This window comes from Streptomyces sp. NPDC127106 (assembly GCF_042677605.1).
Lineage (GTDB): Bacteria > Actinomycetota > Actinomycetes > Streptomycetales > Streptomycetaceae > Streptomyces.
This window is the reverse complement of the sequence record NZ_JBHXTC010000008.1, coordinates 124,677-148,407: the sequence shown is the minus strand read 5'-3', so window position 1 is coordinate 148,407 and position 23,731 is coordinate 124,677. Positions and strand designations below refer to the sequence as shown.

Here is a 23,731-nt window from a genome sequence, read left to right as displayed (position 1 = left end):
GCCCCGCGCCCCCGGCTAGGTTCGCCCACCACGGGGCCGCGCTGCCGCGGGCGGCGGCGGTGGATTCCCCGACGGGGGGGGGGGGGGGCCCCACCCCCCCCCCCCCCCCCACACGCTGTGCCCGTCCGGCGCTGGTGGCCGCGTCCGGCGCTGCGCCCCTGCCTGACGTGCCTGACGGGGGATCAACCCGGGGAGCTGCCGGGCAGGGTGAGCACCTGACCGGGGTGGATCAGGTGGGGGTTGGCGCCGATGACGCCCCGGTTCATGGCGTAGAGCTCGCGCCAGCGCGCCTCGTTGCCCAGTTCCCGGAGGGCGATCGAGGTCAGCGAGTCACCGGCCCGGACGGTGTACGCACGCGTCCCCGCGCCCGTCCTGGCCGCCGCCGGCGTGGGAGCCGCGGGGACCGCCTTGTGCGCGGCGGACGCGGGCGTCGGGGTGTGCGGCGGGTGAGCGGCCGCGGCAGGCCTGTGCGGGGCCCGGGCGGCCTTCGGCGGGGCGGGTGCGGGCTTCGGCGGGGCCGCTGCGGCCATGCGCTCGGCAGCCTCCTTGGTGACCGCGACCGCGTCGGCGTACGTCGTCGCGTAGTCGGCGGTCGGGGTCGCGGCCGCCTTCTCGGCAGCGGCCTGTTTCTTCTTCTCGGACCTGAGGAAGTCGAAGAGTCCCATGATCTGTGCGCCTCCGGCGTGGTTTCGGCCCTGGCTCGGTACCTGTCCCCACTGTCGACCAGAAGGCGCTGCCCGGCCCTGCGACGGGCCCATCCGAGGGACCGAGGAGGCCCCGCACACCCGCCGTTTCACGTGAAACATCGCCCCAGTGGGACGAGAAAACCCCTCCCGACCCCGCGTTTCCGCAGGTCAGAAGGGGTGAAGAAGTGGAGCTTAGGAGACTCGAACTCCTGACATCTGCCTTGCAAAGGCAGCGCTCTACCAACTGAGCTAAAGCCCCGAAAGGGAGGGCGCGACCATCTCCCGCGAAGGAGTGGTCGTTCCGCAGAACAGAGTACCGGGTTCTCCCCCTCATCCCGCAAAATGATGGGGACTCCCACCGTGCGACCACTCTCCGTAAGATGCTCGCGAGGTTCGCACCAGCGAAGGGGAGTAGACGCGTGGACGCAGTACAGCAAGAGGCTACAGCCAGAGCCAGAGAACTTCAGCGCAGCTGGTACGGGGAACCCCTCGGCGCGCTCTTCCGCCGGCTCATAGACGACCTCGGCCTGAACCAGGCCCGCCTCGCTGCCGTCCTCGGCCTCTCGGCCCCCATGCTCTCCCAGCTGATGAGCGGCCAGCGCGCCAAGATCGGAAACCCGGCCGTGGTCCAGCGCGTGCAGGCGCTGCAGGACCTCGCGAGCCAGGTGGCGGACGGAAGCGTCAGCGCCGCCGAGGCCACCGACCGGATGGACGAGATCAAGCGGACCCAGGGGGGCTCCGTACTGATCAACAGCGGTCAGACCAGCACCGGTTCCGGCGCACCGACCGTCAAGCGCGTCGTCCGCGAGATCCAGTCGCTGCTGCGCTCGGTCTCCGCTGCCGGCGACATCATCGACGCGGCGAACAGCCTCGCCCCCACCCACCCGGAACTGGCAGAGTTCCTCAAGGTGTACGGCGCGGGACGCACGGCCGAAGCGGTGGCCCACTACGAGGCCCATCAGAACTGACGCGCACGGCACCGGCGCACACGGCACCGGCGTACGTACGGCGGACGAGCACAACGGGGGACGGACGCAACCATGGGTGAGGTCTTCGCCGGCCGGTACGAGCTGGTCGATCCGATCGGGCGCGGCGGGGCGGGCGCGGTATGGCGGGCCTGGGACCAGCGCCGCCGCCGCTACGTGGCCGCGAAGGTGCTCCAGCAGGGCGACGCCCACATGCTGCTGCGGTTCGTCCGGGAGCAGGCCCTGCGGATCGACCACCCGCACGTGCTGGCCCCGGCCAGCTGGGCGGCGGACGACGACAAGGTCCTGTTCACGATGGACCTGGTCTCCGGCGGGTCCCTGGCACACGTGATCGGGGACTACGGCCCGCTGCCGCCGCGGTTCGTCTGCACCCTGCTCGACCAGCTCCTGTCGGGGCTGGCGGCGGTGCACGCGGAGGGCGTCATCCACCGCGACATCAAACCGGCCAACATCCTGCTCGAAGCCACGGGAACCGGTCGGCCGCACCTGCGGCTGTCCGACTTCGGCATCTCGATGCGCAAGGGCGAACCGCGCCTGACCGAGACCGACTACGTGGTGGGCACGCCCGGCTATTTCGCCCCCGAGCAACTGCGGGGAGCGGAACCCGACTTCCCCGCCGACCTGTTCGCCGTCGGCCTGGTCGCCCTCTACCTGATCCAGGGCCGCAAGCCCGACTCCGCGGCGCTCGTGGAGCAGTTCCTCGCCCACGGCGTCCCGAGCGCGCCCGAAGGCGTCCCTGCGCCGCTCTGGGACGTGATCGCGAACCTGCTGCAGCCGGACCCCCAGAACCGGTTCAAGACCGCCACAGGGGTCCGCAGGGCCCTTACCGAGGCCGTGGAGCTGCTGCCGCCGGCCCAGCCGGACGCGGACCCGGTGGAGGTCTTCGACCAACTCGGGCCGCTGCCGACCGGTTTCGGCCCGCAGGGGCCGCAGAACCCGGCCGGGGCGCCGTCCGCGCGGTCCGGGCCGGCCCCCTCGGAGCCGACCGCTCCCGGCGTCCCGACGGCCTCCGCGGTGCCGGCTGCGGTCACGGCCGCGACCGTGGCGGCGGAGCCCACCCGCACCGACCCACGGGGCACGGCAGCACCTGCCACAACGGTGCAGGCCGGCCCCTTCCCGCCGCCGGCCCCGGTCGCCGACGCTGCCACCGTCGCTTCGGTGACCGGCAGCTTCCACCTGGCCCCGCCGGAGCCCGTCACCGCCCCGCACCCGGCTGCCCCGCACCCAGCGGCCCCGGGTCCGGCCGCGCGGACCGGCGGGATCGCCCCGCCGCCGCGGAAGGTCGCCGCGGCCCTCCTGGCCGCCGCGCTGCTGTGCTTCGCGGTGGGCACCTGGGCCCTGACCCAGCTCTGACGGCCGCGGCTCAGGCGCTCCGTCCGCGCCGGGCCAGCAGCAGCCAGCCGCCGAGGAGGAGCAGCAGCACCGTCCCGGTGCCGAAGCCGCCGGCGGCGACCGCGCCCATGGTCCGGCGTCGGTCGGCGGCGGCGAGCGCCTCCGGCTCCGTCAGACCGTCCCGGGCGGCCGCGCGGTCGTCCTCCTCCACGACGAACCCCGCCTTGGCCGGGCTCTCCGTGTACGGGGGCGCGGGGACGGCCTTGTTCTCCACGTTCAGCCGCAGCGTCAGCGGCACGGGGGTGGCGTCCTCGGTGAACTCGGCGACCTTCTCGCCCAGCGTGACCGCCACGTAGTACCAGCCCGCCGCCCTGGCCGAGCGCACCGCGCCGTCCGACGCGAACCGGTTCTCGTAGGCCACCGGCGCCGTCGGCGGCAGGGACAGGCTCGCCTGCTTGCCGTCGTAGCTGCCGTCCTCGTCCGCCAGCAGGCTGCGGTACGGGGTGTACACGCTGACCAGCAGCCCCCTGCTGGCCGACGCGTACTCCTTGGTCAGCTTCGCGCCCGCCAGCTCCGCGCTCACCGCCAGTTGCTGCCCCCAGTCCACGGGCACCCGGTAGAACCGCGTCTGCCCCGGCCGCAGCCCGTCGCGCCACACCCCGGCGCCCAGCGCGCGGGCGTCGTTGAAGCCCGTGCCGCCCTCCCGCGGCACCGCCTCGCTGCCCGGCGCCACCGGCGGGGCGGACGGCCAGGAACTGGGCGCGGCCAGGGGAGCGCTGCCGGTCTTCAGGCCGGGCTCGCGCGACACCTTCAGCTCCACGGGCCACGGATTCTGGTCGGAGCCCTTGGCGGCCTCCCGGGTGACCTTCACGTAGTACACGCCGGCCTGCTGGCAGTCGGCGTCCTCCTCCAGCCTGCGCAGCCCCGCGGCGCCGATCGGGCGGGCGCCGCTGCCGTACCCGAAGGCCGTCTTGCCGGGGCTGCCGGGGCAGTCCCGACCGCCGGTGTTCATCACGCTGACCTTGATGCCGTCGCCACTGGAATCGATCTTCGCGCCGGGGGAGGGCTGCAGGACCGCGGAGACGTACACGGTGGACCTGTCGTCCAGGTTGAGCCGGTAGAAGCGCTCACCGGGGGCCAGGGTGTCCGTGTAGACCTTCCCGGGCTCCACCTGCGGTGCATCGGCCGTGCTCGCGGCGCCCTGCACCTTCTGTGCCCCCTGTGCCGGCCGGTACGGGGGCAGCGGCTCAGGTGCTGCGTACCCGGCCCCCGGCAGGCCCACCACCAGCCCCAGAGCCACCGTCACCGCTGCTGCCGCCGGCGCCGCAGTCCGCACCCGCCCCATCACACCCACCCCCGGTTTTGCTCAAGCAACGCAAATCTTTACAAATCGGAACAGCATGAAGCCCCGGCCGCAGTGGCAGCCGGGGCTTCATGGATCAGCCTTGGGGTCTCACACGCCCGAACCGGAGGGCACGGAGTCGGTAGCCTCCGTCCACAGGTCCTGCTCGGCGCGGTCCGCCTGGATCTGGCGGTACACGAGGAGACCGCCGATGGCGGCCAGTGCGACCAGGAGCAGCTTCTTCACCGCGCGACCTCGTCTTTCGTCGTCGTTGGGTACTTCTGGCGGCCAACAATACACACCGATCGATACCGTTCGGTGACCTGGGAAGCCGCAGGGCGCCCAACGACGAAGACCCCCAGGCCATCCGGCCTGGGGGTCTTCCACACTGTGGGGCTAACAGGATTTGAACCTGTGGCCTCATCCTTATCAGGGATGCGCTCTAACCAACTGAGCTATAGCCCCTCCGCGCTGCGCGCTGACTCCTGAAGATTAGCGCACAGACACGGTCCCGCCAAAATCCGATCCCCGGGGGCGTCCCCGCAGGTCATCAGACGGTCACTCGTCCTCCGCGAGCGTGAGCTCCACACCGCCGACGAAGCCCGCCGACAGGTTGTAGATAAACGCGCCCAGCGTCGCCAGCGCCGTCGCCAGCACGACGTCGATCACGGCGATCACCGAGGTGAAGATCAGCACCCGCGGCAACGACAGGAACGCCTGGAGGTCGAAGCCGGTGCTCTCGCTCGACCCCGTCGCCTCGCTGATGGTGCTGCCGACGGTGGAGAAGACGCCCATGGCGTCCATGACCATCCACAGCACCGCCGCCGCCACGATGGTGCAGACGCCCAGCGCGATCGACAGCAGGAAGCTGACCTTCATCACCGACCACGGATCGGCCTTGGCCACCCGCAGCCTCGCCTTGCGCGTCCTCGGCGTCACACGGGCCCCTGTACGCGGCTTGCGCTGCGCGGCGGGTTCCCCGGCGCCGCGGGCCGCGCCCGGGCCCGAGGGGGCCTCGTACGCCTGTGGCGGGTGGTACGGCTGCGACTCGGCGGCCGGCTTCTCCTGCTTCGGCTTCGGCTTCGGCTTCTGCTTGGTGGCCTTGGGCTTCTGCTCCGGCCCTCGCGTGTCCGTCACGGTTGTTCCCCCGCCCTCGGAGGCGCCGGCACCGTCCGCGGAGTCCGCGGCGGGGCCACGGGCACCGTCCTCCTCGGTTCTGGCCGGTCCGGCGCCCGTGGCTCCACTCACGACTTACTCCTCGTGCTCCCCGGCCGAGGGCTCCGCGCCCTCGGCGGCCTCGGCGGCCTGTCCTTCGGCTGCCTCGGTCTCCTCGACCTCGTCAGCTTCCTGACCTGCCTCGGCATTACGAGCGATACCTACCACGGCATCGCGCTTGCCCAGGTTGATCAGCTGAACGCCCATGGTGTCACGGCCGGTCTCCCTGACTTCGTTGACTCGCGTACGGATCACACCACCGCCGAGCGTGATGGCGAGAATCTCGTCCGAGTCGTCGACCACGAGCGCGCCGACCAGCGAACCGCGGTCCTCCACGATCTTGGCGGCCTTGATGCCCAGACCACCACGGCCCTGGATGCGGTACTCGTCGACCGGCGTCCGCTTGGCGTAACCGCCGTCGGTCGCGGTGAAGACGAACGTACCGGGCCGGACCACGCTCATGGAGAGCAGTTCGTCGCCCCCGCGGAAACTCATGCCCTTCACGCCGGAGGTCGCGCGGCCCATCGGACGCAGCGCCTCGTCGGTCGCCGTGAAGCGGATCGACTGCGCCTTCTTGCTGATCAGCAGCAGGTCGTCCTCGGCGGACACCAGCTCGGCGCCGATCAGCTCGTCGTCGCTGCCGTCCTCCCGCTCGCGCAGGTTGATCGCGATGACGCCACCAGATCGGGGCGAGTCGTAGTCCTTGAGCGCCGTCTTCTTCACCAGGCCGGCCTTCGTGGCCAGGATCAGGTACGGGGCCGCCTCGTAGTCGCGGATCGCGAGGATCTCGGCGATCTGCTCGTCCGGCTGGAAGGCCAGCAGGTTGGCCACGTGCTGGCCGCGGGCGTCGCGGCCGACGTCCGGCAGCTCGTACGCCTTGGCGCGGTAGACCCGACCCTTGTTGGTGAAGAAGAGCAGCCAGTGGTGCGTGGTGGAGACGAAGAAGTGGTCGACGATGTCGTCTTCCTTCAGCTTCGTCCCGCGCACGCCCTTGCCGCCGCGCCGCTGGGAGCGGTAGTCGTCGGTCTTGGTGCGCTTGACGTAGCCGCCGCGGGTGATCGTGACGACGATGTCCTCTTCGGCGATCAGATCCTCGATGGACATGTCGCCGTCGAACGGCACCAGCTTCGACCGGCGGTCGTCGCCGAACTTGTCGACGATCGCGGCCAGTTCCTCGCTGACGATCGCGCGCTGCTTCTCCGGCGAGGCCAGGATCGCGTTGTACTCGTTGATCTTCGCCTGGAGCTCGTCGTGCTCGGCGACGATCTTCTGCCGCTCCAGGGCCGCCAGGCGGCGCAGCTGCATCTCGAGGATGGCGTTGGCCTGGATCTCGTCGATCTCCAGCAGGCCCATCAGGCCCTCGCGGGCCACCTCGACCGTCTCGCTGCGCCGGATGAGGGCGATGACCTCGTCGATCGCGTCCAGGGCCTTGAGCAGGCCGCGCAGGATGTGGGCGCGCTCCTCGGCCTTGCGCAGGCGGAACTTCGTCCGCCGGACGATGACCTCGATCTGGTGGTGCACCCAGTGGCGGATGAACGCGTCCAGCGACAGCGTGCGCGGCACGCCGTCGACCAGCGCCAGCATGTTCGCGCCGAAGTTGGTCTGCAGATCGGTGTGCTTGTACAGGTTGTTGAGCACGACCTTGGCGACGGCGTCGCGCTTGAGCACGATCACCAGGCGCTGGCCGGTGCGCGAGGAGGTCTCGTCGCGGACGTCGGCGATGCCGCCGATCTTGCCGTCCTTCACCAGGTCGGCGATCTTCTGCGCGAGGTTGTCCGGGTTCACCTGGTACGGGAGCTCGGTGACCACCAGGCACTGGCGGTTCTGGATCTCCTCGACCTCGACCACGGCGCGCATCGTGATGGAGCCGCGGCCGGTGCGGTACGCCTCCTCGATGCCCTTGCGGCCGACGACGAGGGCACCGGTCGGGAAGTCCGGGCCCTTGATGCGGTCGATGAGCGCGTCGAGCAGTTCCTCGTGCGGGGCCTCCGGGTTGGCCAGGTACCACTGGGCGCCCTCGGCGACCTCGCGCAGGTTGTGCGGCGGGATGTTGGTCGCCATGCCGACGGCGATGCCGGCGGAGCCGTTGACCAGGAGGTTCGGGAATCGGGACGGCAGGACCGTCGGCTCCTGGTTGCGGCCGTCGTAGTTGTCCTGGAAGTCGACGGTCTCCTCGTCGATGTCCCGGACCATCTCCATCGACAGCGGCGCCATCTTGCACTCGGTGTAGCGCATGGCGGCGGCCGGGTCGTTGCCCGGGGAGCCGAAGTTGCCGTTGGAGTCCACGAGCGGCATGCGCATCGACCACGGCTGGGCCAGGCGGACCAGGGCGTCGTAGATGGAGGTGTCACCGTGCGGGTGGTAGGTGCCCATGACGTCGCCCACGACGCGGGCGCACTTGTAGAAGCCCTTCTCGGGCCGGTAGCCGCCGTCGTACATCGCGTACAGGACGCGGCGGTGCACCGGCTTGAGGCCGTCGCGCACGTCGGGCAGCGCGCGGGACACGATGACGGACATCGCGTAGTCGAGGTAGGAACGCTGCATCTCCGTCTCGAGCCCGACGGGCTCGATGCGCATCTGCTGCTCCTCCGCGGTGTTCTCGGCGGTGGGGGTGGTTTCGTCGGCCATTGCTGGTCAGAAATCCTTTCGGGCGGCCGTGGAGAGCCGACTCAGATGTCGAGGAAGCGAACGTCCTTGGCGTTGCGCTGGATGAAGGAGCGCCGTGCCTCGACGTCCTCACCCATCAGCACCGAGAACAGGTCGTCGGCCTGGGCCGCGTCGTCCAGGGTGACCTGACCGAGCACGCGGTGGTCCACGTCCATGGTGGTGACGCGCAGCTCCTCGGCGTTCATCTCACCGAGACCCTTGAAGCGCTGGATCGAGTCTTCCTTGATCCGCTTGCCCTGGCGCTTGCCGTGCTCGACCAGGGCGTCGCGCTCGCGGTCCGAGTACGCGTACTCGAAGTCGTCGCGACCCCACTTGATCTTGTAGAGCGGCGGGCGGGAGAGGTAGACGTGGCCGGCCTCGACCAGCGGGCGCATGAAGCGGAACAGGAAGGTCAGCAGCAGGGTGTTGATGTGCTGGCCGTCGACGTCGGCGTCCGCCATCAAGATGATCTTGTGGTAGCGGAGCTTCTCGATGTCGAAGTCCTCGTGGATGCCGGTGCCGAAGGCGGAGATGAGCGCCTGGACCTCGGTGTTCTGGAGGATCTTGTCGATACGGGCCTTCTCGACGTTCAGGATCTTGCCGCGGATCGGCAGGATGGCCTGGTACATCGGGTTGCGGCCGGACTTCGCGGAACCGCCGGCGGAGTCACCCTCGACGATGAAGATCTCGCACTTGGTCGGGTCGTTCGACTGGCAGTCGGACAGCTTGCCCGGCAGCGAGGCGCTCTCCAACAGGCCCTTGCGGCGCGTCAGGTCGCGGGCCTTGCGGGCCGCGACGCGGGCCGTGGCCGCCTGGATGGCCTTGCGGACGATGTCCGCGGCCTCGTTCGGGTTGCGGTCGAACCAGTCCGACAGGTGCTCGTGGGCCACCTTCTGGACGAAGGTCTTCGCCTCCGTGTTGCCCAGCTTGGTCTTGGTCTGGCCCTCGAACTGCGGCTCGCCGAGCTTGACCGAGATGATCGCGGTGAGACCCTCGCGGATGTCGTCGCCGGTGAGGTTGTCGTCCTTCTCGCGGAGCAGCTTCTTGTCGCGCGCGTACCGGTTGACCAGGGAGGTCAGCGCGGCGCGGAAGCCCTCCTCGTGGGTGCCGCCCTCGTGCGTGTGGATCGTGTTGGCGAAGGAGTACACGCCCTCGCTGTACTGCGAGTTCCACTGCATCGCGATCTCGACCGAGAGCATCCGCTCCTTGTCCTCGGCCTCGACGTCGATGACGGTCGGGTGGATCAGCTCGCCCTTGCGCGAGTTGAGGTACTTCACGAAGTCGACGATGCCGCCCTCGTAGTGGTACCGGACGGTGCGCGCCGCGGGCTCGGCCGTGTCCGCCTCCGGGTCGTCGGCGCCCGCCGTGGCCTTCGCCGACTCGCGCTCGTCGGTCAGCGAGATGGTCAGGCCCTTGTTCAGGAAGGCCATCTCCTGGAAGCGCCGGGAGAGCGTCTCGAAGGAGTACTCGGTGGTCTCGAAGATGTCGCCGTCGGCCCAGAAGGTCACCGACGTGCCGTGCGTGTCGGTCTCCTCGTTCCGCGCCAGCGGCGCGGTGGGAGCACCCATCTTGTAGTCCTGGGTCCAGCGGTAGCCGTCGCGCCGGACCTCGACCGAGACCTTGGTCGAGAGGGCGTTCACCACGGAGACGCCGACGCCGTGCAGACCGCCGGACACGGCGTAGCCGCCACCGCCGAACTTGCCGCCCGCGTGCAGGACCGTCAGGACGACCTCGACCGCCGGCTTGCCCTCCGAGGGGACGATGTCCACCGGGATGCCGCGCCCGTTGTCGACCACGCGCACGCCGCCGTCGGCCAGGATGGTCACGTCGATGGTGTCCGCGTGACCGGCCAGCGCCTCGTCGACGGAGTTGTCGACCACCTCGTAGACGAGGTGGTGCAGGCCTCGCTCACCGGTGGAGCCGATGTACATGCCGGGCCGCTTGCGAACCGCGTCCAGGCCCTCCAGCACCTGGATCGCGGAGGCGTCGTACGAGGCGGTGACCTCCCCGTTCTCGCCGGCTGTGGACTGGTTGTCGTTGGGGTTGCCGGAATCGGCCACGAAGCGCCCTTTCTGGCACAGCACAGGCCGGACTCCGGGCCGGCAGGCGTGCCGGCAAGGAGCGGCTGCGTCGATCTGCGTTGTCAGCGTGTTTTCTCCGAATCCCGCGGCGAGGCGGGATTCGCTTCAGTCTACCGGTACCACGGACATGAATGGGGGTTTGCCGGTACCTGAGTACGCATGTGCCGCCCTGAACCTCCTCTCTCCGACTCCCCATATCCGGACCGGGGCTCAAAGAGGCTCACACGGGCATCCAGCGCTTCGGGCTGTCAACCTTCCACTACCGTGAGGGACGCCACCCGGGCAGGAGGGTGCGAGGTGCCGCGGGCGGGGCCTCGCCAAGGCTCCACCGAGGCTCAGTCAGGGCTCTGCCGGGGCGGATGTGGCTGCCGGTGCGGCAGCGGTCAGCGCGAGAGGGCGCCGTGGTGCCGGGGTGGGCAGCGGCGGGCAGGGGCCGGCCCCTGCCCGGGCCGACCGGGGCCTCAGCCGTAGGTGTCGCCCGGGCCCGTACTGCCGGGAGCGCGCCAGGGACCGTGCCGCTTCGGACGTCCGCCCGGGCCCTGCACCTTGATCAGCCGGACCGTGCCCTGGCCGAGGTCGGCGTTCAGCCGGGCCACCAGCTGCGGGGCCAGCAGCTTGAGCTGCGCCGCCCAGGCCGAGGAGTCGCACCGCACGACCAGCTCGCGGTCCTCGTAGCGTTCCGGTTCGCAGTGCGTCGCGATCTCCGGGCCGACGATCTCCGGCCAGCGCTCCATCACGCCGGCCACCGCCATCGGCATCTCCCAGCCGCGCTCCGTGCGCAGCCGGTCCAACGCCGCCATCAGCGGCATCGGGTCCCGGCCGTCCGCCCGCGCCCCCGAGCGCAGGCCCGGCTGGTGCCGTCCGCTCCGCCCGCCGCCGGCCGCGGTGCCGCGCGCCCGCGCCTGCTCCCGGGCCGCCGCCAACGCCTGGCGCGCGAGGTCCACACCCGAGAGCTCCGGAACCTTGTGCTCCGGACGGGTTCCGGCCGGCTCCTGGGGATTCCGCTTGTCCTCTTTCACAGTCGGGTCACCTCACCGCCGGACACCCCGAACCGCGCCCCCGTCAGAACATCCGGAACGTCTTCGTCCACAGCTGCCGTCACCAGCACCTGCTCCGCCGGCGCCACCAGCTCGGCCAACCGCTCCCGGCGCCGTGCGTCCAGTTCCGCGAAGACGTCGTCGAGGATCAGCACCGGCTCGGCCCCCTCCGCGCGCAGCAGTTCGTACGAGGCCAGCCGCAGCGCCAGCGCGTACGACCACGACTCCCCGTGGCTCGCGTACCCCTTCGCCGGCAGCTCTCCCAGCCGCAGCAGCACGTCGTCGCGATGCGGGCCCACCAGGGTCACGCCCCGCTCGATCTCCTGCTTGCGCACCTGAGCGAGCGCGTCGAGCAGGGCCTCGTACAGCTCCTCCCGGGTCCGGGCCGCCCCGGTGTCCACCGCCTCGCCGGCCGAGGACCGGTAGGCCAGGCCCAGCGGCCCGCCGCCGGGGGCGAGCTGCTCGTACGCCTTGTCCGCCAGGGGCAGCAGGGAGGCGATCAGGTCGAGCCGCTGGGCCAGCAGCTCCGCACCCGCGCGCGCCAGGTGCTGGTCCCACACGTCCAGCGTCGACAGGTCCATGGAGCGGCCGCCGTGCCGGCGCGCCATGGCGGCCGACTTCAGCAGGGTGTTCCGCTGCTTCAACACCCGCTCGTAGTCCGACCGGACCCCGGCCATCCGCGGCGAGCGGGCCGTCACCAGCTCGTCGAGGAACTTCCGGCGCTCGCCCGGATCGCCCTTCACCAGCGCCAGGTCCTCCGGTGCGAACAGCACCGTCCGTACGATCCCCAGCACGTCCCGCGGCCTGACCTGCGAGGACCTGTTGATGCGGGCCCGGTTGGCCCGCCCGGGGTTGAGCTCCAGCTCGACCAGCTGCTGCCGTTCGCCCTGCCGGACGGCCGCGCGGACGACGGCCCGCTGCGCCCCCATCCTTACGAGCGGGGCGTCCGAGGACACCCGGTGGCTGCCCAGCGTCGCCAGGTAGCCGATCGCCTCGACCAGGTTCGTCTTGCCCTGGCCGTTGGGGCCCACGAAAGCCGTGACGCCCGGATCGAGGGGAACCTCGGCCCGGGCGTACGAGCGGAAGTCGGCCAACGAGAGATGCGAGACATGCATGCGGCGCCGACCTCCCCCGGCTTCCTGTTGTTCTGCTCTGTACTGCGGTACTGCTGTGTGCCGCGGGCCCCGTGCCGCGCCCGCGGCAGCTGTTACTTCTTCTCGACCGCGTGGCCGCCGAACTGGTTGCGCAGCGCGGCGATCATCTTCATCTGCGGCGAGTCGTCCTGGCGCGAGGCGAACCGCGCGAACAGCGAGGCGGTGATCGCGGGCAGCGGCACGGCGTTGTCGATCGCCGCCTCCACCGTCCAGCGGCCCTCGCCCGAGTCCTGCGCGAAGCCGCGCAACTGCTCCAGGTGCTCGTCCTCGTCCAACGCGTTGACGGCCAGGTCGAGCAGCCAGGAGCGGATGACCGTGCCCTCCTGCCAGGACCGGAACACCTCGCGGACGTCGGTGACCGAGTCCACCTTCTCCAGCAGCTCCCAGCCCTCGGCGTAGGCCTGCATCATGGCGTACTCGATACCGTTGTGGACCATCTTCGCGAAGTGGCCCGCGCCGACCTTGCCCGCGTGCACGGAGCCGAACTCGCCCTCCGGCTTGAGGGCGTCGAAGACCGGCTGGACCGCGGCGACGTGTTCCTTGTCGCCGCCGTACATCAGCGCGTAGCCGTTCTCCAGGCCCCACACGCCGCCGGAGACACCGCAGTCGACGAAGCCGATGCCCTTGGCGGCGAGCTCCGCGGCGTGCTTCTCGTCGTCGGTCCAGCGCGAGTTACCGCCGTCCACGACGATGTCGCCCGGCGAGAGCAGCTCCGCGAGCTCGTCGACGGTGGACTGGGTCGCGGCACCGGCCGGGACCATCACCCACACCACGCGGGGGGCCTGCAGGCTGTCCACAAGTTCCGACAGGCTGTGGACATCGGCGAGGTCCGGATTGCGGTCGTATCCGATGACGGTGTGGCCTGCGCGGCGGATGCGCTCGCGCATGTTGCCGCCCATCTTGCCGAGACCGACGAGACCGAGCTCCATCAGGTGGTTCCTTAAGCGTTGTGGCCGTTTGTGCCGGATTCCCCCGATTCCCGGGAGACCCGGCTCCGAGCCTACGCCGGGCGGTGCCGCCCGGCGCCACGGGCGCTCCAGGCACCCGCCGTACGGGGGCCGGGCGCGGCATCCGGCGGCGCTCCAGGCGGCGCGGGGCGCGGGACGCGGAAGGCGGGGCGCGAACGCCGTCGGGCCCGGTTCCGCAGGCTGCGGGACCGGGCCCTGTGCACAGCGGGCGTCAGCCGGACAGGCGCACCGGCATGATCAGGTACTTGTACGCCTCGTCCGCCTCGGCGTCGACCGAGGGGCGGCCGCTGAGCAGCGCCGGCTTGGTGGACGTGGTGAAGCTGAGCTGGGCGACCGGCGAGTCGATCGCGCTCAGGCCGTCGAGCAGGAAGGTCGGGTTGAAGGCGATGGAGATGTCGTCGCCCTCCAGGGAGGCGTCGACGCGCTCCACAGCCTGTGCATCGTCGGAGGAGCCGGCCTCCAGGGTCAGCACGCCCTTCTCGAAGCTCAGGCGGACCGGGGTGTTGCGCTCGGCAACCAGGGCCACGCGCTTGACGGCCTCGACGAACGGCGCGGTCTCGATCACGGCGATGGAGTTGAACTCCGTCGGGAACAGCGTGCGGTACTTCGGCAGGTCGCCCTCGAGGAGGCGGGTGGTGGTGCGGCGGCCGGCGCCCTCGAAACCGATCAGGCCCTCGCCCGCGCCGGAGCCCGACAGCGCCAGGGTGACGGTGTCGCCGCTGGTCAGGGACTTGGCGGTGTCCAGGAGCGTCTTGGCGGGCACCAGGGCCACGGCCGAGGCGTCCGGGTTCTCCGGCTTCCACAGGAACTCGCGGACCGCGAAGCGGTAGCGGTCGGTGGAGGCCAGGGTGACGCGGTCGCCCTCGATCTCGATGCGGACGCCGGTGAGGACGGGCAGCGTGTCGTCGCGGCCGGCGGCGATGGCGACCTGGGCCGCGGCGGCGGCGAAGACCTCGCCGGAGACCGTGCCGGTCGCGGTCGGCATCTGGGGCAGGGCCGGGTACTCCTCCACAGGCAGGGTGTGGAGGGTGAACCGCGAGGAGCCGCAGACCACGGTCGCCCGTACACCGTCTGTGGAAATCTCCACGGGCCGGTTGGGGAGGGCGCGGCAGATGTCGGCGAGGAGCCGGCCGGAGACGAGGACGGTGCCGTCCTCCTCCACGTCGGCCTCGACGGAGACGCGGGCCGAGACCTCGTAGTCGAAGCCGGAGAGGGACAGGGTGCCGTCCTCGGCCTTCAGCAGCAGGCCCGCGAGTACGGGGACCGGCGGCCGGGCCGGGAGGCTGCGGGCAGCCCAGGCCACCGCCTCCGCGAGTACGTCGCGCTCCACCCGGATCTTCACCGGAACCGCCTCCTGCTGTTGCTCGCTCGTCCGTCTACCGGCCTTCGTCGTCGGCCCGTCGGCCCGGTGCCTTGGAGGGCTCGGGGCCTCGATGCCGGGAACCAGTCTGACGTACGGCGCCGACAGCTGGTGCTGCCGGCCGTCAAATCGGGAGCGAGGTGTCGGGGAGGCCTCTCGACCACGTTGTGCACAGCACCTGCTTGAAAACCGAATCCGAGCTAACTGTCCATGGGGGTAGTAGTAGGGCTTGTGGAAACCGTGGATAAGCCCGTCGCCGCAGGTCAGGCGCGGTTTTTTATCCCCATGCCCTGTGGGTGGCACCGGTGGACAACAGGGGGGTGCTGTGGAGAACAGAAAGTTCTGCACAGGCCATCCCCAGGTGACCCGGACTACTCCACAGCTGCGTCCCCAGCTTTCCCCAAGTACTCCACAGCCCAAACGTCGACTTCCGTGTGACGGCTTTCACTCCGGGTGGTGAGGAGGGGCACTCGGTTGCCGAACAGTGGACAGCGGTGTGGGTAACCCGTCGGAACCTGTGCACAGGATGCGGCAACCTGTGGGTGAGCGGTGGACAACGCAGTGGACGAGCCTGTGGATAGATCTTCCGTCCACAAGCTGTGGATATCTGTCACGCACAATTCCACAGGACTGTGACCTGGGCTGATGGTCCCTCAACCCGGCGCCCTGTGGACAGATTGTGGGTGAGGAAAACGGTCCCCAGCCTGTGGACTAGAGAAAGTTCCGCAATCTGTGGACAAGTTGCTCCACAGGGGGCGTATTCGAACAGACAAGGGGCGCGCACACAAAGAAGGGCGCCCCCGGATCACTCCGGAAGCGCCCTGTGGAGGCGTTTGAGAGGGCACCGAAGGGCCGTTGACGGGCCGTCGGATGCCGATGTGGATGTGTGTGGGTGTGGGTGTGGACGGCGGATGCGAGGCGCCGGATGCCGTGGGTGGGGTGAGGCGGCTCAGCCGTTCTTGATGCGGTTGGTGAGCTCGGTGACCTGGTTGTAGATGGAGCGCCGCTCGGCCATGAGAGCGCGGATCTTGCGGTCCGCGTGCATGACGGTGGTGTGGTCCCGCCCGCCGAACTGCGCCCCGATCTTCGGCAGGGACAGGTCCGTGAGCTCCCGGCAGAGGTACATCGCGATCTGCCGGGCAGTGACCAGGACGCGGCTGCGCGAGGAGCCGCACAGGTCGTCCACCGTCAGGCCGAAGTAGTCGGCCGTGGCCGCCATGATGTCCGAGGCCGTGATCTCCGGTGCCGAGTCCTCGCCCCCGGGGATCAGGTTCTTGAGGACGTCCTCGGTCAGCCCGAGGTCGACCGGCTGCCGGTTCAGGCTCGCGAAGGCCGTGACCCGGATCAGCGCCCCTTCCAGCTCGCGGATGTTGCGCGAGATGCGGGAGGCGATGAACTCCAGCACCTCCGGCGGGGCGTTGAGCTGCTCCTGGACCGCCTTCTTGCGCAGGATCGCGATCCGGGTCTCCAGCTCGGGCGGCTGGACGTCGGTGATCAGACCCCACTCGAAGCGGTTGCGGAGCCGGTCCTCCAGGGTGACCAGCTGCTTGGGCGGCCGGTCGGAGGACAGCACGATCTGCTTGTTGGCGTTGTGGAGGGTGTTGAAGGTGTGGAAGAACTCCTCCTGCGTCGACTCCTTGCTCGCCAGGAACTGGATGTCGTCGACGAGCAGGATGTCCATCTCGCGGTACCGCTTGCGGAAGGCGTCGCCCTTGCCGTCGCGGATGGAGTTGATGAACTCGTTGGTGAACTCCTCCGAGCTCACGTACCGCACGCGGGTTCCCGGGTAGAGGCTCCGCGCGTAGTGCCCGATGGCGTGCAGCAGGTGCGTCTTGCCGAGACCCGACTCCCCGTAGATGAAGAGCGGGTTGTAGGCCTTGGCCGGCGCCTCGGCGACGGCCACCGCGGCGGCGTGCGCGAAGCGGTTGGAGGCGCCGATGACGAAGGTGTCGAAGAGGTACTTCGGGTTCAGCCGGGCGGTCGGCTCGATCGGGCCCGAGCTGGAGCCGCCGGGCGGTGCCGGCGGCGGCGCGGAGCGGCCGGGCCCCGGGCGCGGGCCCGAGGGCTCGTACTGCTGTTCATAGGGATGCGGCTGCTGGGGCTCGTACGGCGAGGGCTCGTACGGCTGCTGCTCGTAGGAGCCCTGGTCGTAGCCGCCGGACTCGGGCTGCTGGAGGTAGCCCGGCTGCGGGGAGGCGTACGGGTCGCGCTCGGGGAAGCCGCCGAGGCGCGGCTGCTGCCAACCGTAGTCGTCCTGCTGGCCACCGCGCGGCCAGGCGCCGGGCTCGGGACGCGGCTGCTGGTAGTCCGGGTACGCGGGGCGGGCGGTGGGCAGCTGGTCGTCGCCCGGGCCGGGACCGGTGTGGCCGCCGGGGCGCGGGCCGCCGTACGGCTCGTACGACTCGCCGCGGTGCGGGGCCGGCGGTGCCGGCGGCGCGGGCTCGCCGGCGGAGTCGTCCACGGTGATGGCGATGCGGATGGGGCGGCCGCACTCGCGGCTGAGCGCATCGCTGATCAGTGGTGCCAGCCGGCCTTCGAGGACGCGCTTTCCGTATTCATTGGGGACGGCGAGCAGCGCGGTGTCGGCGACGAGGGCCAGGGGCTGGCAGCGCTCGACCCACTGCTGGTCCTTCGGCTCGACCGCCTGCTGTCCTTCCCCCAGGAGCTTCTCGAGCACCCGTGGCCACACTGCGGCAAGATCGGCAGGTACGTCAGCCACAGGGCACGCTCTCTCACAGGGGGTCCCACGAATGTGTGGTTCTTTGGGACGGTCGGGACAAAAATCCGGGGTCAGACAACGGTAGTCAGCGCAACCGGTACGGTTCAAGTCGTTGTCCACAGCCTGTGCACAGCGTGGGACGGTGTCGCCTCGGTTTGACCGGACGGCGTAGCCGCGCGTACCGTAACGAGGTCGAGTTGTCGATGGCTGCTGCCGCCTGCCTACCGATGGGCGAGGATCACTGACTGTGGTCGTTGAGCGGTGCCACTCGGGCGAACACGCGAGCTTCCTCGTGGGCGCACGGTGACAGCCAGGCGATGTCCCGCCACAACGATTCATTTTCTGGAGCCCCCGAGTGAGCAAGCGCACCTTCCAGCCGAACAACCGTCGTCGCGCGAAGACCCACGGCTTCCGCCTGCGGATGCGGACCCGTGCCGGTCGCGCCATCCTGGCGAACCGCCGCAGCAAGGGCCGCGCTGCCCTCTCCGCGTAACTCACGCAGGTCGTGACGTCGTGCTGTCTCCCGAAAATCGGCTGAGGCGGCGCGAGGACTTCGCGAGCGCGGTACGCCGAGGCCGCAGGGCCGGTCGTCCGCTCCTCGTCGTCCACCTACGCACAAGCGGCGCAATGGACCCGCACGGGTCGGGGGAGACAGATCCCTCGACCCGTGCGGGTTTCGTCGTCAGCAAGGCCGTGGGTGGTGCCGTCGTCCGGAACCGGGTGAAGCGCCGCCTGCGCCATCTCGTACGCGAGCGGCTCTCCCGCCTGCCCGCCGGTAGCCTGGTGGTGGTGAGGGCATTGCCTGGATCGGGTGATGCCAGCCTCGAGGACCTGGCCAAGGACCTGGACGCCGCTCTGCTGCGGCTCCTGGGAGGCGCAGCTCGATGAAGTACCCGCTGCTCGCTTTGATCAAGCTGTACCAGTGGACCATCAGTCCGCTGCTCGGCCCGGTGTGCCGTTACTACCCCTCGTGCTCGCGCTACGGGTTCACGGCCATCGACCGGCATGGTGCGGTGAAGGGGACCGTTCTCACCGCCTGGCGGATCCTGCGGTGCAACCCGTGGTCCGCGGGTGGTGTTGATCATGTCCCACCTCGTAAACGCCCGCGTTGGCACGAGCAGCTGCGCACTGCGTTGCGTAGATCTCGCAATGCTCAAGGAGCCTGATTAGTGGACACGATTGCCAGTCTGTTCAGCTTTATCACCACACCCGTCTCGTGGATCGTCGTTCAGTTCCACTCGCTGTACGGTGCGATCTTCGGGTCGGACAGCGGATGGGCCTGGGGCCTGTCCATCGTGTCCCTGGTGGTCCTGATCCGCATCTGCCTGATCCCGCTCTTCGTGAAGCAGATCAAGGCGACGCGGGGCATGCAGGCGCTCCAGCCGAAGATGAAGGCGATCCAGGAGCGCTACAAGAACGACAAGCAGCGTCAGTCCGAAGAGATGATGAAGCTGTACAAGGAGACGGGTACCAACCCGCTCTCTTCGTGCCTTCCCATCCTGGCGCAGTCGCCGTTCTTCTTCGCGCTGTACTCCGTGCTGTCGCACATCGCTGATGGCAAGACCATCGGTGTGCTGGACCAGCAGCTGGTCGACAGCGCCCGCGAAGCGAAGATCTTCGGCGCGCCGATCGCAGCCAAGTTCATGGACAGCCCGGAGAAGGTCGCCGCCCTCGGCGCCTCCCTCACGGACGTCCGGATCGTGACCGCAGTCATGATCATCCTGATGTCGCTGTCGCAGTTCTACACGCAGCGCCAGCTGATGCAGAAGAACGTGGACCTCACGGTCAAGACGCCGTTCATGCAGCAGCAGAAGATGCTGATGTACATCTTCCCGGTGATCTTCGCGGTCATGGGTATCAACTTCCCCGTCGGTGTCCTCGTCTACTGGCTGACCACCAACGTCTGGACCATGGGTCAGCAGATGTACGTGATCAACCAGAACCCGACGCCGGGCAGCAAGGCGCAGGACCAGTACCTGACGCGCCTGCTCAAGTCCGTCAGCTCGCACGGGCAGGTCAAGGGCCGGGGTAAGAAGAAGATCGTCGCCGCGATCGTGGCCAAGGGTCCGGACCGCAACGACATCGAGCGCAAGTTCATCGCATCTCTGACGAAGCAGGGCCTGGCCGCCCAGACGGACGGTTCTGTGATGAAGAGCTCCGTTGCCACGGCGGACGCGGACGCGGCCAGCAGCGGCGCCCCGAGGCGGCAGCAGCCGAAGCGCCAGACGAAGGCGCAGCGTCAGACGCCCTCCAAGCCCTCTTCCAAGAAGTAAGAAGGAGTCCCTCCCGTGACGGAAGGCACCACCACCGCCGCCGCTGAGAGTGGCGACACCCTGACCCGCCTCGAGCAGGAGGGTGAGATCGCGGCCGACTACCTTGAGGGTCTGCTCGACATCGCCGATCTCGACGGTGACATCGACATGGACGTCGAGGCCGACCGGGCCTCGGTCTCGATCGTCAGCGACTCCGGCAGCCGCGACCTGCAGAAGCTCGTGGGCCGCGATGGCGAGGTCCTGGAGGCATTGCAGGAGCTGACCCGCCTCGCCGTGCACCGCGAGACCGGGGACCGCAGCCGGCTGATGCTGGACATCGCAGGGTTCCGCGCCAAGAAGCGTCAGGAGCTGGCGGCGCTGGGTGCCAAGGCGGCGGCCGATGTGAAGGCCTCCGGTGAGCCGCTGAAGCTGGCCCCGATGACGCCGTTCGAGCGGAAGGTCGTCCACGACGCCGTGGCGGCCGCCGGTCTGCGGAGCGAGTCGGAGGGCGAGGAACCGCAGCGCTTCGTCGTTGTGCTCCCGGCCTGATCGCAAGCCCCGATGTGTTCGGCCCCGTCTGTGTCGCAGGCGGGGCCGATGTTTGTCAGCCTGGCAGTACCAGTGCGTTTCACGATCACGCGATACGCAATAAGGAAGGACGGTCCCCGTGACGGAGGCAGCGGAGCTTCCCCCGGCGCCGGAAGAGGCGCGTGCGGTGTTCGGCGAGTTTTTCCCCGAAGCTGTGCGGTATGCGGAGCTGCTCGCGGACGCAGGGGTCCAGCGCGGCCTGATCGGGCCGCGCGAGGTGCCGCGTTTGTGGGAACGGCACCTGCTGAACTGCGCGGTCCTGTCGGAGGTGGTGCCCGAGGGCGTCACCGTGTGCGACGTGGGCTCGGGCGCCGGCCTGCCCGGCATCCCGCTGGCCTTGGTGCGCCGAGACCTGAAGATCACGCTGCTGGAGCCGCTGCTCCGGCGCACGAACTTCCTCCAGGAGGCCGTGGAGCTGCTGGGGCTGGACCATGTCACGGTGGTGCGCGGCCGGGCCGAGGAGATGCTCGGCAAGGTGCAGCCCGTGCACGTGGTCACGGCGCGGGCAGTGGCCCCGCTGGACCGCCTTGCCGGCTGGGGCGTGCCCCTGCTGCGCCCGTACGGCGAGATGCTGGCGCTCAAGGGTGACACCGCCGATGAGGAGCTCGCGGCGGCGAAGGTCGCGCTGGCGAGGCTGGGTGTGGTGAAGACCTCCGTGCTCCAGGTCGGCGCGGGTGTGGTGGACCCCATGTCGACGGTGGTGCGGGTCGAGGTCGGGGAGAGCCCCGGTGGCGTGCGGTTCGCGGCCAAGCGCGCAAAGGCGGCCCGGGTGGGGCGTTCGCGCCGGCGCCGGTAGGAGCGAATCCGGCCTGGTGGCTCCCCAGCGCCCCGCGGGGTGTTGGGCCCTATAGGTGCGGATTTGGGAGTGTCGTAGAGGACTGTCGGCTCCGCCCCGGCATCGTGTTTCACGTGAAACGTCGCTCTCTGCTGCACGGAATCATCAGTCGCGGCCGGGCGGCCGCGCCCCCTCGGTCCCCCGGGGACGGAGGGGGGACGGAGTTGTCCACATCTGTGGGTTCATCCACAGGAGTACGGGCCCCGCTGGTTCGCGGCCCCGGTGGCATGGCAGGCTCTGTTCATCGCGAGCCCCATGCCGAGGAGAGTGACACCGTGCGGTCCGACGCCAACCTCGCGGGGCCGATGGCCGACCCGGTCCCCGGTCCCCGCTCTGAAACGGCGGGTGGCGATGTTTCACGTGAAACATCACCACCGCCCCCCGCCGACAACGACACGCCTGGCGGTGTGCCCAACCCGTTTGCGGTCGAGTCGCTGCGGCGTGCCGGCGAGGGACTGCCCCGGCCGGACCGGACACGGGTGATGGTGGTCGCCAACCAGAAGGGCGGCGTCGGCAAGACCACGACGACCGTGAACCTGGCAGCATCGCTGGCACTCCATGGCGCGCGGGTGCTGGTCATCGACCTCGACCCGCAGGGGAACGCGTCCACCGCGCTCGGGATCGACCACCACGCGGACGTCCCCTCGATCTACGACGTGCTGGTCGACAGCAGGCCGCTGCTGGAGGTGGTCCAGCCGGTGGTGGACGTGGAGGGTCTCTTCTGCGCCCCGGCCACCATCGATCTGGCGGGCGCGGAGATCGAGCTGGTCTCCCTGGTGGCGCGCGAGAGCCGCCTGCAGCGGGCCATCCAGGCGTACGAGCAGCCGCTGGACTACATCCTCATCGACTGCCCGCCCTCTCTGGGCCTGCTCACGGTCAACGCACTGGTCGCCGGTGCCGAGGTGCTGATCCCGATCCAGTGCGAGTACTACGCGCTGGAGGGACTGGGCCAGCTCCTGCGCAATGTGGACCTGGTGCGGTCGCACCTCAACCCGGCGCTGCACGTCTCCACCATTCTTCTGACGATGTACGACGGCAGGACCCGGCTGGCCTCCCAGGTGGCCGAGGAGGTTCGCACCCACTTCGGCAGCGAGGTGCTGCGGACGAGCATCCCCCGGTCGGTGCGCATTTCCGAGGCTCCCAGCTACGGGCAGACGGTGCTCACCTATGACCCGAGTTCCAGCGGTTCCCTTTCCTACCTGGAGGCGGCGCGTGAGATCGCGCTGCGAGGGGCCGGAATCCAGTACGACGCCCGGCACGCCCATATGGGCGCGGGCCTGAACAGCACGCAGAGTGTGGCGGAGGGGATCCAGTGAGCGAGCGACGAAGGGGTCTGGGCCGGGGGCTCGCCGCGCTGATCCCCCAAGCCCAGCAGGAGCAGGCACCGGGCGTGATCGGCTCGGGGTCGACCTCGCCGGCTGCGGTGCCGACGCTGACCTCGGAACGCGGGATCGCGGCGGCGAAGCTGGCCTCGCTCTCCCAGGCCGATGTTTCACGTGAAACATCGGCGCCGGTCGAGCCGGTTCCGGCGCCCGAGCCGGCGGAGCCCTCAGTCGACGGCGTGCCGGGGGCGACGTTCGCAGAGCTCCCCATCGGCACCATCACGCCGAACCCGCGGCAGCCCCGCGAGGTGTTCGACGACGACGCCCTGGCAGAGCTGATGACCTCCATCCAGGAGGTGGGCCTGCTCCAGCCGGTGGTGGTGCGCCAGTCCGGCCCGGACCGCTACGAGCTGATCATGGGCGAGCGCCGCTGGCGCGCGTGCAAGAACCTCGAGCTGGAATACGTTCCGGCGATCATCCGGGCGACGGAGGACGACAAGCTGCTCCTCGACGCGCTGCTGGAGAACCTCCACCGGGCTCAGCTGAACCCGCTGGAGGAGGCCGCCGCGTACGACCAGCTACTGAAGGACTTCAACTGCACGCATGACGAGCTGGCGGACCGGATCGGGCGTTCCCGTCCCCAGGTGACGAACACGCTGCGACTGCTCAAGCTGGCGCCGACGGTCCAGCGGCGCGTGGCGGCGGGTGTGCTCATGGCGGGCCACGCGCGCGCCCTGCTGCCCGTGGAAGACCCCGAAGCGCAGGAAGCGCTGGCGGCGCGCATCGTGGCCGAAGGCCTGTCGGTGCGCTCGGTCGAGGAGATCGTCTCCCTGATGGGGGCCGAGCCCGAGAGCTTGGCGAAGCCGAAGCGACCGCGGGCCGGAGCCCGGGTCGCCCCGGCGCTGAGCGACCTCGCGACGCGGCTGTCAGACCGCTTCGACACCCGGGTGAAGGTGGACCTGGGCCAGAAGAAGGGCAAGATCACGGTCGAGTTCGCTTCGATGGAGGACCTGGAGCGGATCCTGGCGACGCTGGCGCCGGGCGAGGGCCGGGTGCTGGAGCAGCGACCGTCCGGGGAGTGACTTTCCGGCCGTCGAGGGGAGGGGGGGGGGGGGGGCGGGCGGGGCCCCCCGCGCCCCCCGGGCGGTGTGGGCGGGAGTGTTTTTTGACGCGGGAGTCACACGCGGATAGGGGGGGGGTGTATTAGA

General features: G+C 69.9%; 21 protein-coding genes and 2 tRNA genes. 10 read left to right on the top strand and 13 right to left on the bottom strand.

Features of this window, described 5'->3' with window-relative positions; translation table 11 throughout:
- Positions 1–182: 182 nt before the first annotated feature.
- Together ACFVGY_RS11165 and ACFVGY_RS11160 are read right to left on the bottom strand one after the other, a co-directional pair.
- Complete coding sequence (locus tag ACFVGY_RS11165) at positions 183–665, bottom strand: LysM peptidoglycan-binding domain-containing protein (protein WP_385674353.1); 483 nt, start codon at positions 663–665, stop codon at positions 183–185.
- A gap of 207 nt (positions 666–872) precedes the next feature.
- Positions 873–945, bottom strand: a tRNA-Ala gene (locus ACFVGY_RS11160).
- 160 nt (positions 946–1,105) lie between these two features.
- On the opposite strand from ACFVGY_RS11160, the gene ACFVGY_RS11155 reads away from it, so the two are divergent.
- Both ACFVGY_RS11155 and ACFVGY_RS11150 read left to right on the top strand, forming a co-directional pair.
- Positions 1,106–1,654, top strand: a complete 549-nt coding sequence (locus tag ACFVGY_RS11155) for a helix-turn-helix domain-containing protein (RefSeq protein WP_385674350.1) — start codon at positions 1,106–1,108, stop codon at positions 1,652–1,654.
- 72 nt (positions 1,655–1,726) lie between these two features.
- Positions 1,727–3,025, top strand: coding sequence for a serine/threonine-protein kinase (locus ACFVGY_RS11150; RefSeq protein ID WP_385674348.1), 1,299 nt, complete (start codon positions 1,727–1,729; stop codon positions 3,023–3,025).
- Positions 3,026–3,035: 10 nt separating this feature from the next.
- Here ACFVGY_RS11150 and ACFVGY_RS11145 read toward each other — a convergent pair whose 3' ends face one another.
- From ACFVGY_RS11145 to dnaA, 11 genes are all read right to left on the bottom strand, one after another.
- Complete coding sequence (locus tag ACFVGY_RS11145) at positions 3,036–4,349, bottom strand: hypothetical protein (RefSeq protein ID WP_385674345.1); 1,314 nt, start codon at positions 4,347–4,349, stop codon at positions 3,036–3,038.
- A gap of 108 nt (positions 4,350–4,457) precedes the next feature.
- Positions 4,458–4,592 (bottom strand): DLW-39 family protein, encoded by a 135-nt coding sequence (locus ACFVGY_RS11140; protein WP_208809277.1) that lies wholly within the window; start codon positions 4,590–4,592, stop codon positions 4,458–4,460.
- A 145-nt stretch (positions 4,593–4,737) separates the two neighbouring features.
- Positions 4,738–4,811: transfer RNA gene (locus tag ACFVGY_RS11135), tRNA-Ile, on the bottom strand.
- Between the two features lie 93 nt (positions 4,812–4,904).
- On the bottom strand, positions 4,905–5,483 hold the full coding sequence (locus ACFVGY_RS11130; protein WP_385674342.1) for a DUF3566 domain-containing protein: 579 nt from the start codon (positions 5,481–5,483) through the stop codon (positions 4,905–4,907).
- A 114-nt stretch (positions 5,484–5,597) separates the two neighbouring features.
- Positions 5,598–8,189 carry a DNA gyrase subunit A gene (gene gyrA / locus ACFVGY_RS11125; RefSeq protein ID WP_385674340.1) on the bottom strand — a complete coding sequence of 864 codons (2,592 nt, stop codon included), beginning with the start codon at positions 8,187–8,189 and terminating at the stop codon, positions 5,598–5,600.
- Between the two features lie 41 nt (positions 8,190–8,230).
- Positions 8,231–10,291, bottom strand: coding sequence for a DNA topoisomerase (ATP-hydrolyzing) subunit B (gene gyrB, locus ACFVGY_RS11120; protein WP_385674337.1), 2,061 nt, complete (start codon positions 10,289–10,291; stop codon positions 8,231–8,233).
- A gap of 458 nt (positions 10,292–10,749) precedes the next feature.
- Positions 10,750–11,307 carry a DUF721 domain-containing protein gene (locus tag ACFVGY_RS11115; protein ID WP_385674335.1) on the bottom strand — a complete coding sequence of 186 codons (558 nt, stop codon included), beginning with the start codon at positions 11,305–11,307 and terminating at the stop codon, positions 10,750–10,752.
- Positions 11,304–12,440 carry a DNA replication/repair protein RecF gene (recF, locus tag ACFVGY_RS11110; protein WP_385674332.1) on the bottom strand — a complete coding sequence of 379 codons (1,137 nt, stop codon included), beginning with the start codon at positions 12,438–12,440 and terminating at the stop codon, positions 11,304–11,306. The genes ACFVGY_RS11115 and recF overlap by 4 nt, the downstream gene beginning before the upstream one ends.
- A 92-nt stretch (positions 12,441–12,532) precedes the next feature.
- Positions 12,533–13,408, bottom strand: coding sequence for a phosphogluconate dehydrogenase (NAD(+)-dependent, decarboxylating) (gnd, locus tag ACFVGY_RS11105; protein WP_385674329.1), 876 nt, complete (start codon positions 13,406–13,408; stop codon positions 12,533–12,535).
- A gap of 250 nt (positions 13,409–13,658) precedes the next feature.
- Positions 13,659–14,789, bottom strand: a complete 1,131-nt coding sequence (dnaN, locus tag ACFVGY_RS11100; protein ID WP_385674326.1) for a DNA polymerase III subunit beta — start codon at positions 14,787–14,789, stop codon at positions 13,659–13,661.
- A gap of 967 nt (positions 14,790–15,756) precedes the next feature.
- Positions 15,757–17,526 carry a chromosomal replication initiator protein DnaA gene (dnaA, locus tag ACFVGY_RS11095; RefSeq protein WP_385674323.1) on the bottom strand — a complete coding sequence of 590 codons (1,770 nt, stop codon included), beginning with the start codon at positions 17,524–17,526 and terminating at the stop codon, positions 15,757–15,759.
- Between the two features lie 355 nt (positions 17,527–17,881).
- Here dnaA and rpmH point away from each other — a divergent pair, with 355 nt between their 5' ends.
- The 8 genes from rpmH to ACFVGY_RS11055 all read left to right on the top strand — a co-directional run bounded on the left by rpmH (position 17,882) and on the right by ACFVGY_RS11055 (position 23,605).
- The gene (gene rpmH / locus ACFVGY_RS11090; RefSeq protein WP_018547628.1) at positions 17,882–18,019 is read left to right on the top strand and encodes a 50S ribosomal protein L34; all 138 of its coding nucleotides are present in this window, start codon (positions 17,882–17,884) and stop codon (positions 18,017–18,019) included.
- Positions 18,020–18,039: 20 nt separating this feature from the next.
- Positions 18,040–18,414, top strand: coding sequence for a ribonuclease P protein component (gene rnpA / locus ACFVGY_RS11085; RefSeq protein WP_385674320.1), 375 nt, complete (start codon positions 18,040–18,042; stop codon positions 18,412–18,414).
- On the top strand, positions 18,411–18,692 hold the full coding sequence (gene yidD / locus ACFVGY_RS11080) for a membrane protein insertion efficiency factor YidD (RefSeq protein ID WP_179171824.1): 282 nt from the start codon (positions 18,411–18,413) through the stop codon (positions 18,690–18,692). The genes rnpA and yidD overlap by 4 nt, the downstream gene beginning before the upstream one ends.
- A 3-nt stretch (positions 18,693–18,695) precedes the next feature.
- Positions 18,696–19,799: a membrane protein insertase YidC gene (yidC, locus tag ACFVGY_RS11075; RefSeq protein ID WP_385674317.1), complete on the top strand. Its 1,104-nt coding sequence runs from the start codon at positions 18,696–18,698 to the stop codon at positions 19,797–19,799.
- Between the two features lie 15 nt (positions 19,800–19,814).
- Positions 19,815–20,327, top strand: a complete 513-nt coding sequence (locus ACFVGY_RS11070) for a R3H domain-containing nucleic acid-binding protein (RefSeq protein WP_366857240.1) — start codon at positions 19,815–19,817, stop codon at positions 20,325–20,327.
- A 118-nt stretch (positions 20,328–20,445) separates the two neighbouring features.
- The gene (gene rsmG / locus ACFVGY_RS11065; RefSeq protein WP_385674314.1) at positions 20,446–21,162 is read left to right on the top strand and encodes a 16S rRNA (guanine(527)-N(7))-methyltransferase RsmG; all 717 of its coding nucleotides are present in this window, start codon (positions 20,446–20,448) and stop codon (positions 21,160–21,162) included.
- 266 nt (positions 21,163–21,428) lie between these two features.
- Positions 21,429–22,517 carry a ParA family protein gene (locus ACFVGY_RS11060; protein WP_385674311.1) on the top strand — a complete coding sequence of 363 codons (1,089 nt, stop codon included), beginning with the start codon at positions 21,429–21,431 and terminating at the stop codon, positions 22,515–22,517.
- Complete coding sequence (locus tag ACFVGY_RS11055; RefSeq protein WP_385674308.1) at positions 22,514–23,605, top strand: ParB/RepB/Spo0J family partition protein; 1,092 nt, start codon at positions 22,514–22,516, stop codon at positions 23,603–23,605. The genes ACFVGY_RS11060 and ACFVGY_RS11055 overlap by 4 nt, the downstream gene beginning before the upstream one ends.
- Positions 23,606–23,731: the final 126 nt, after the last annotated feature.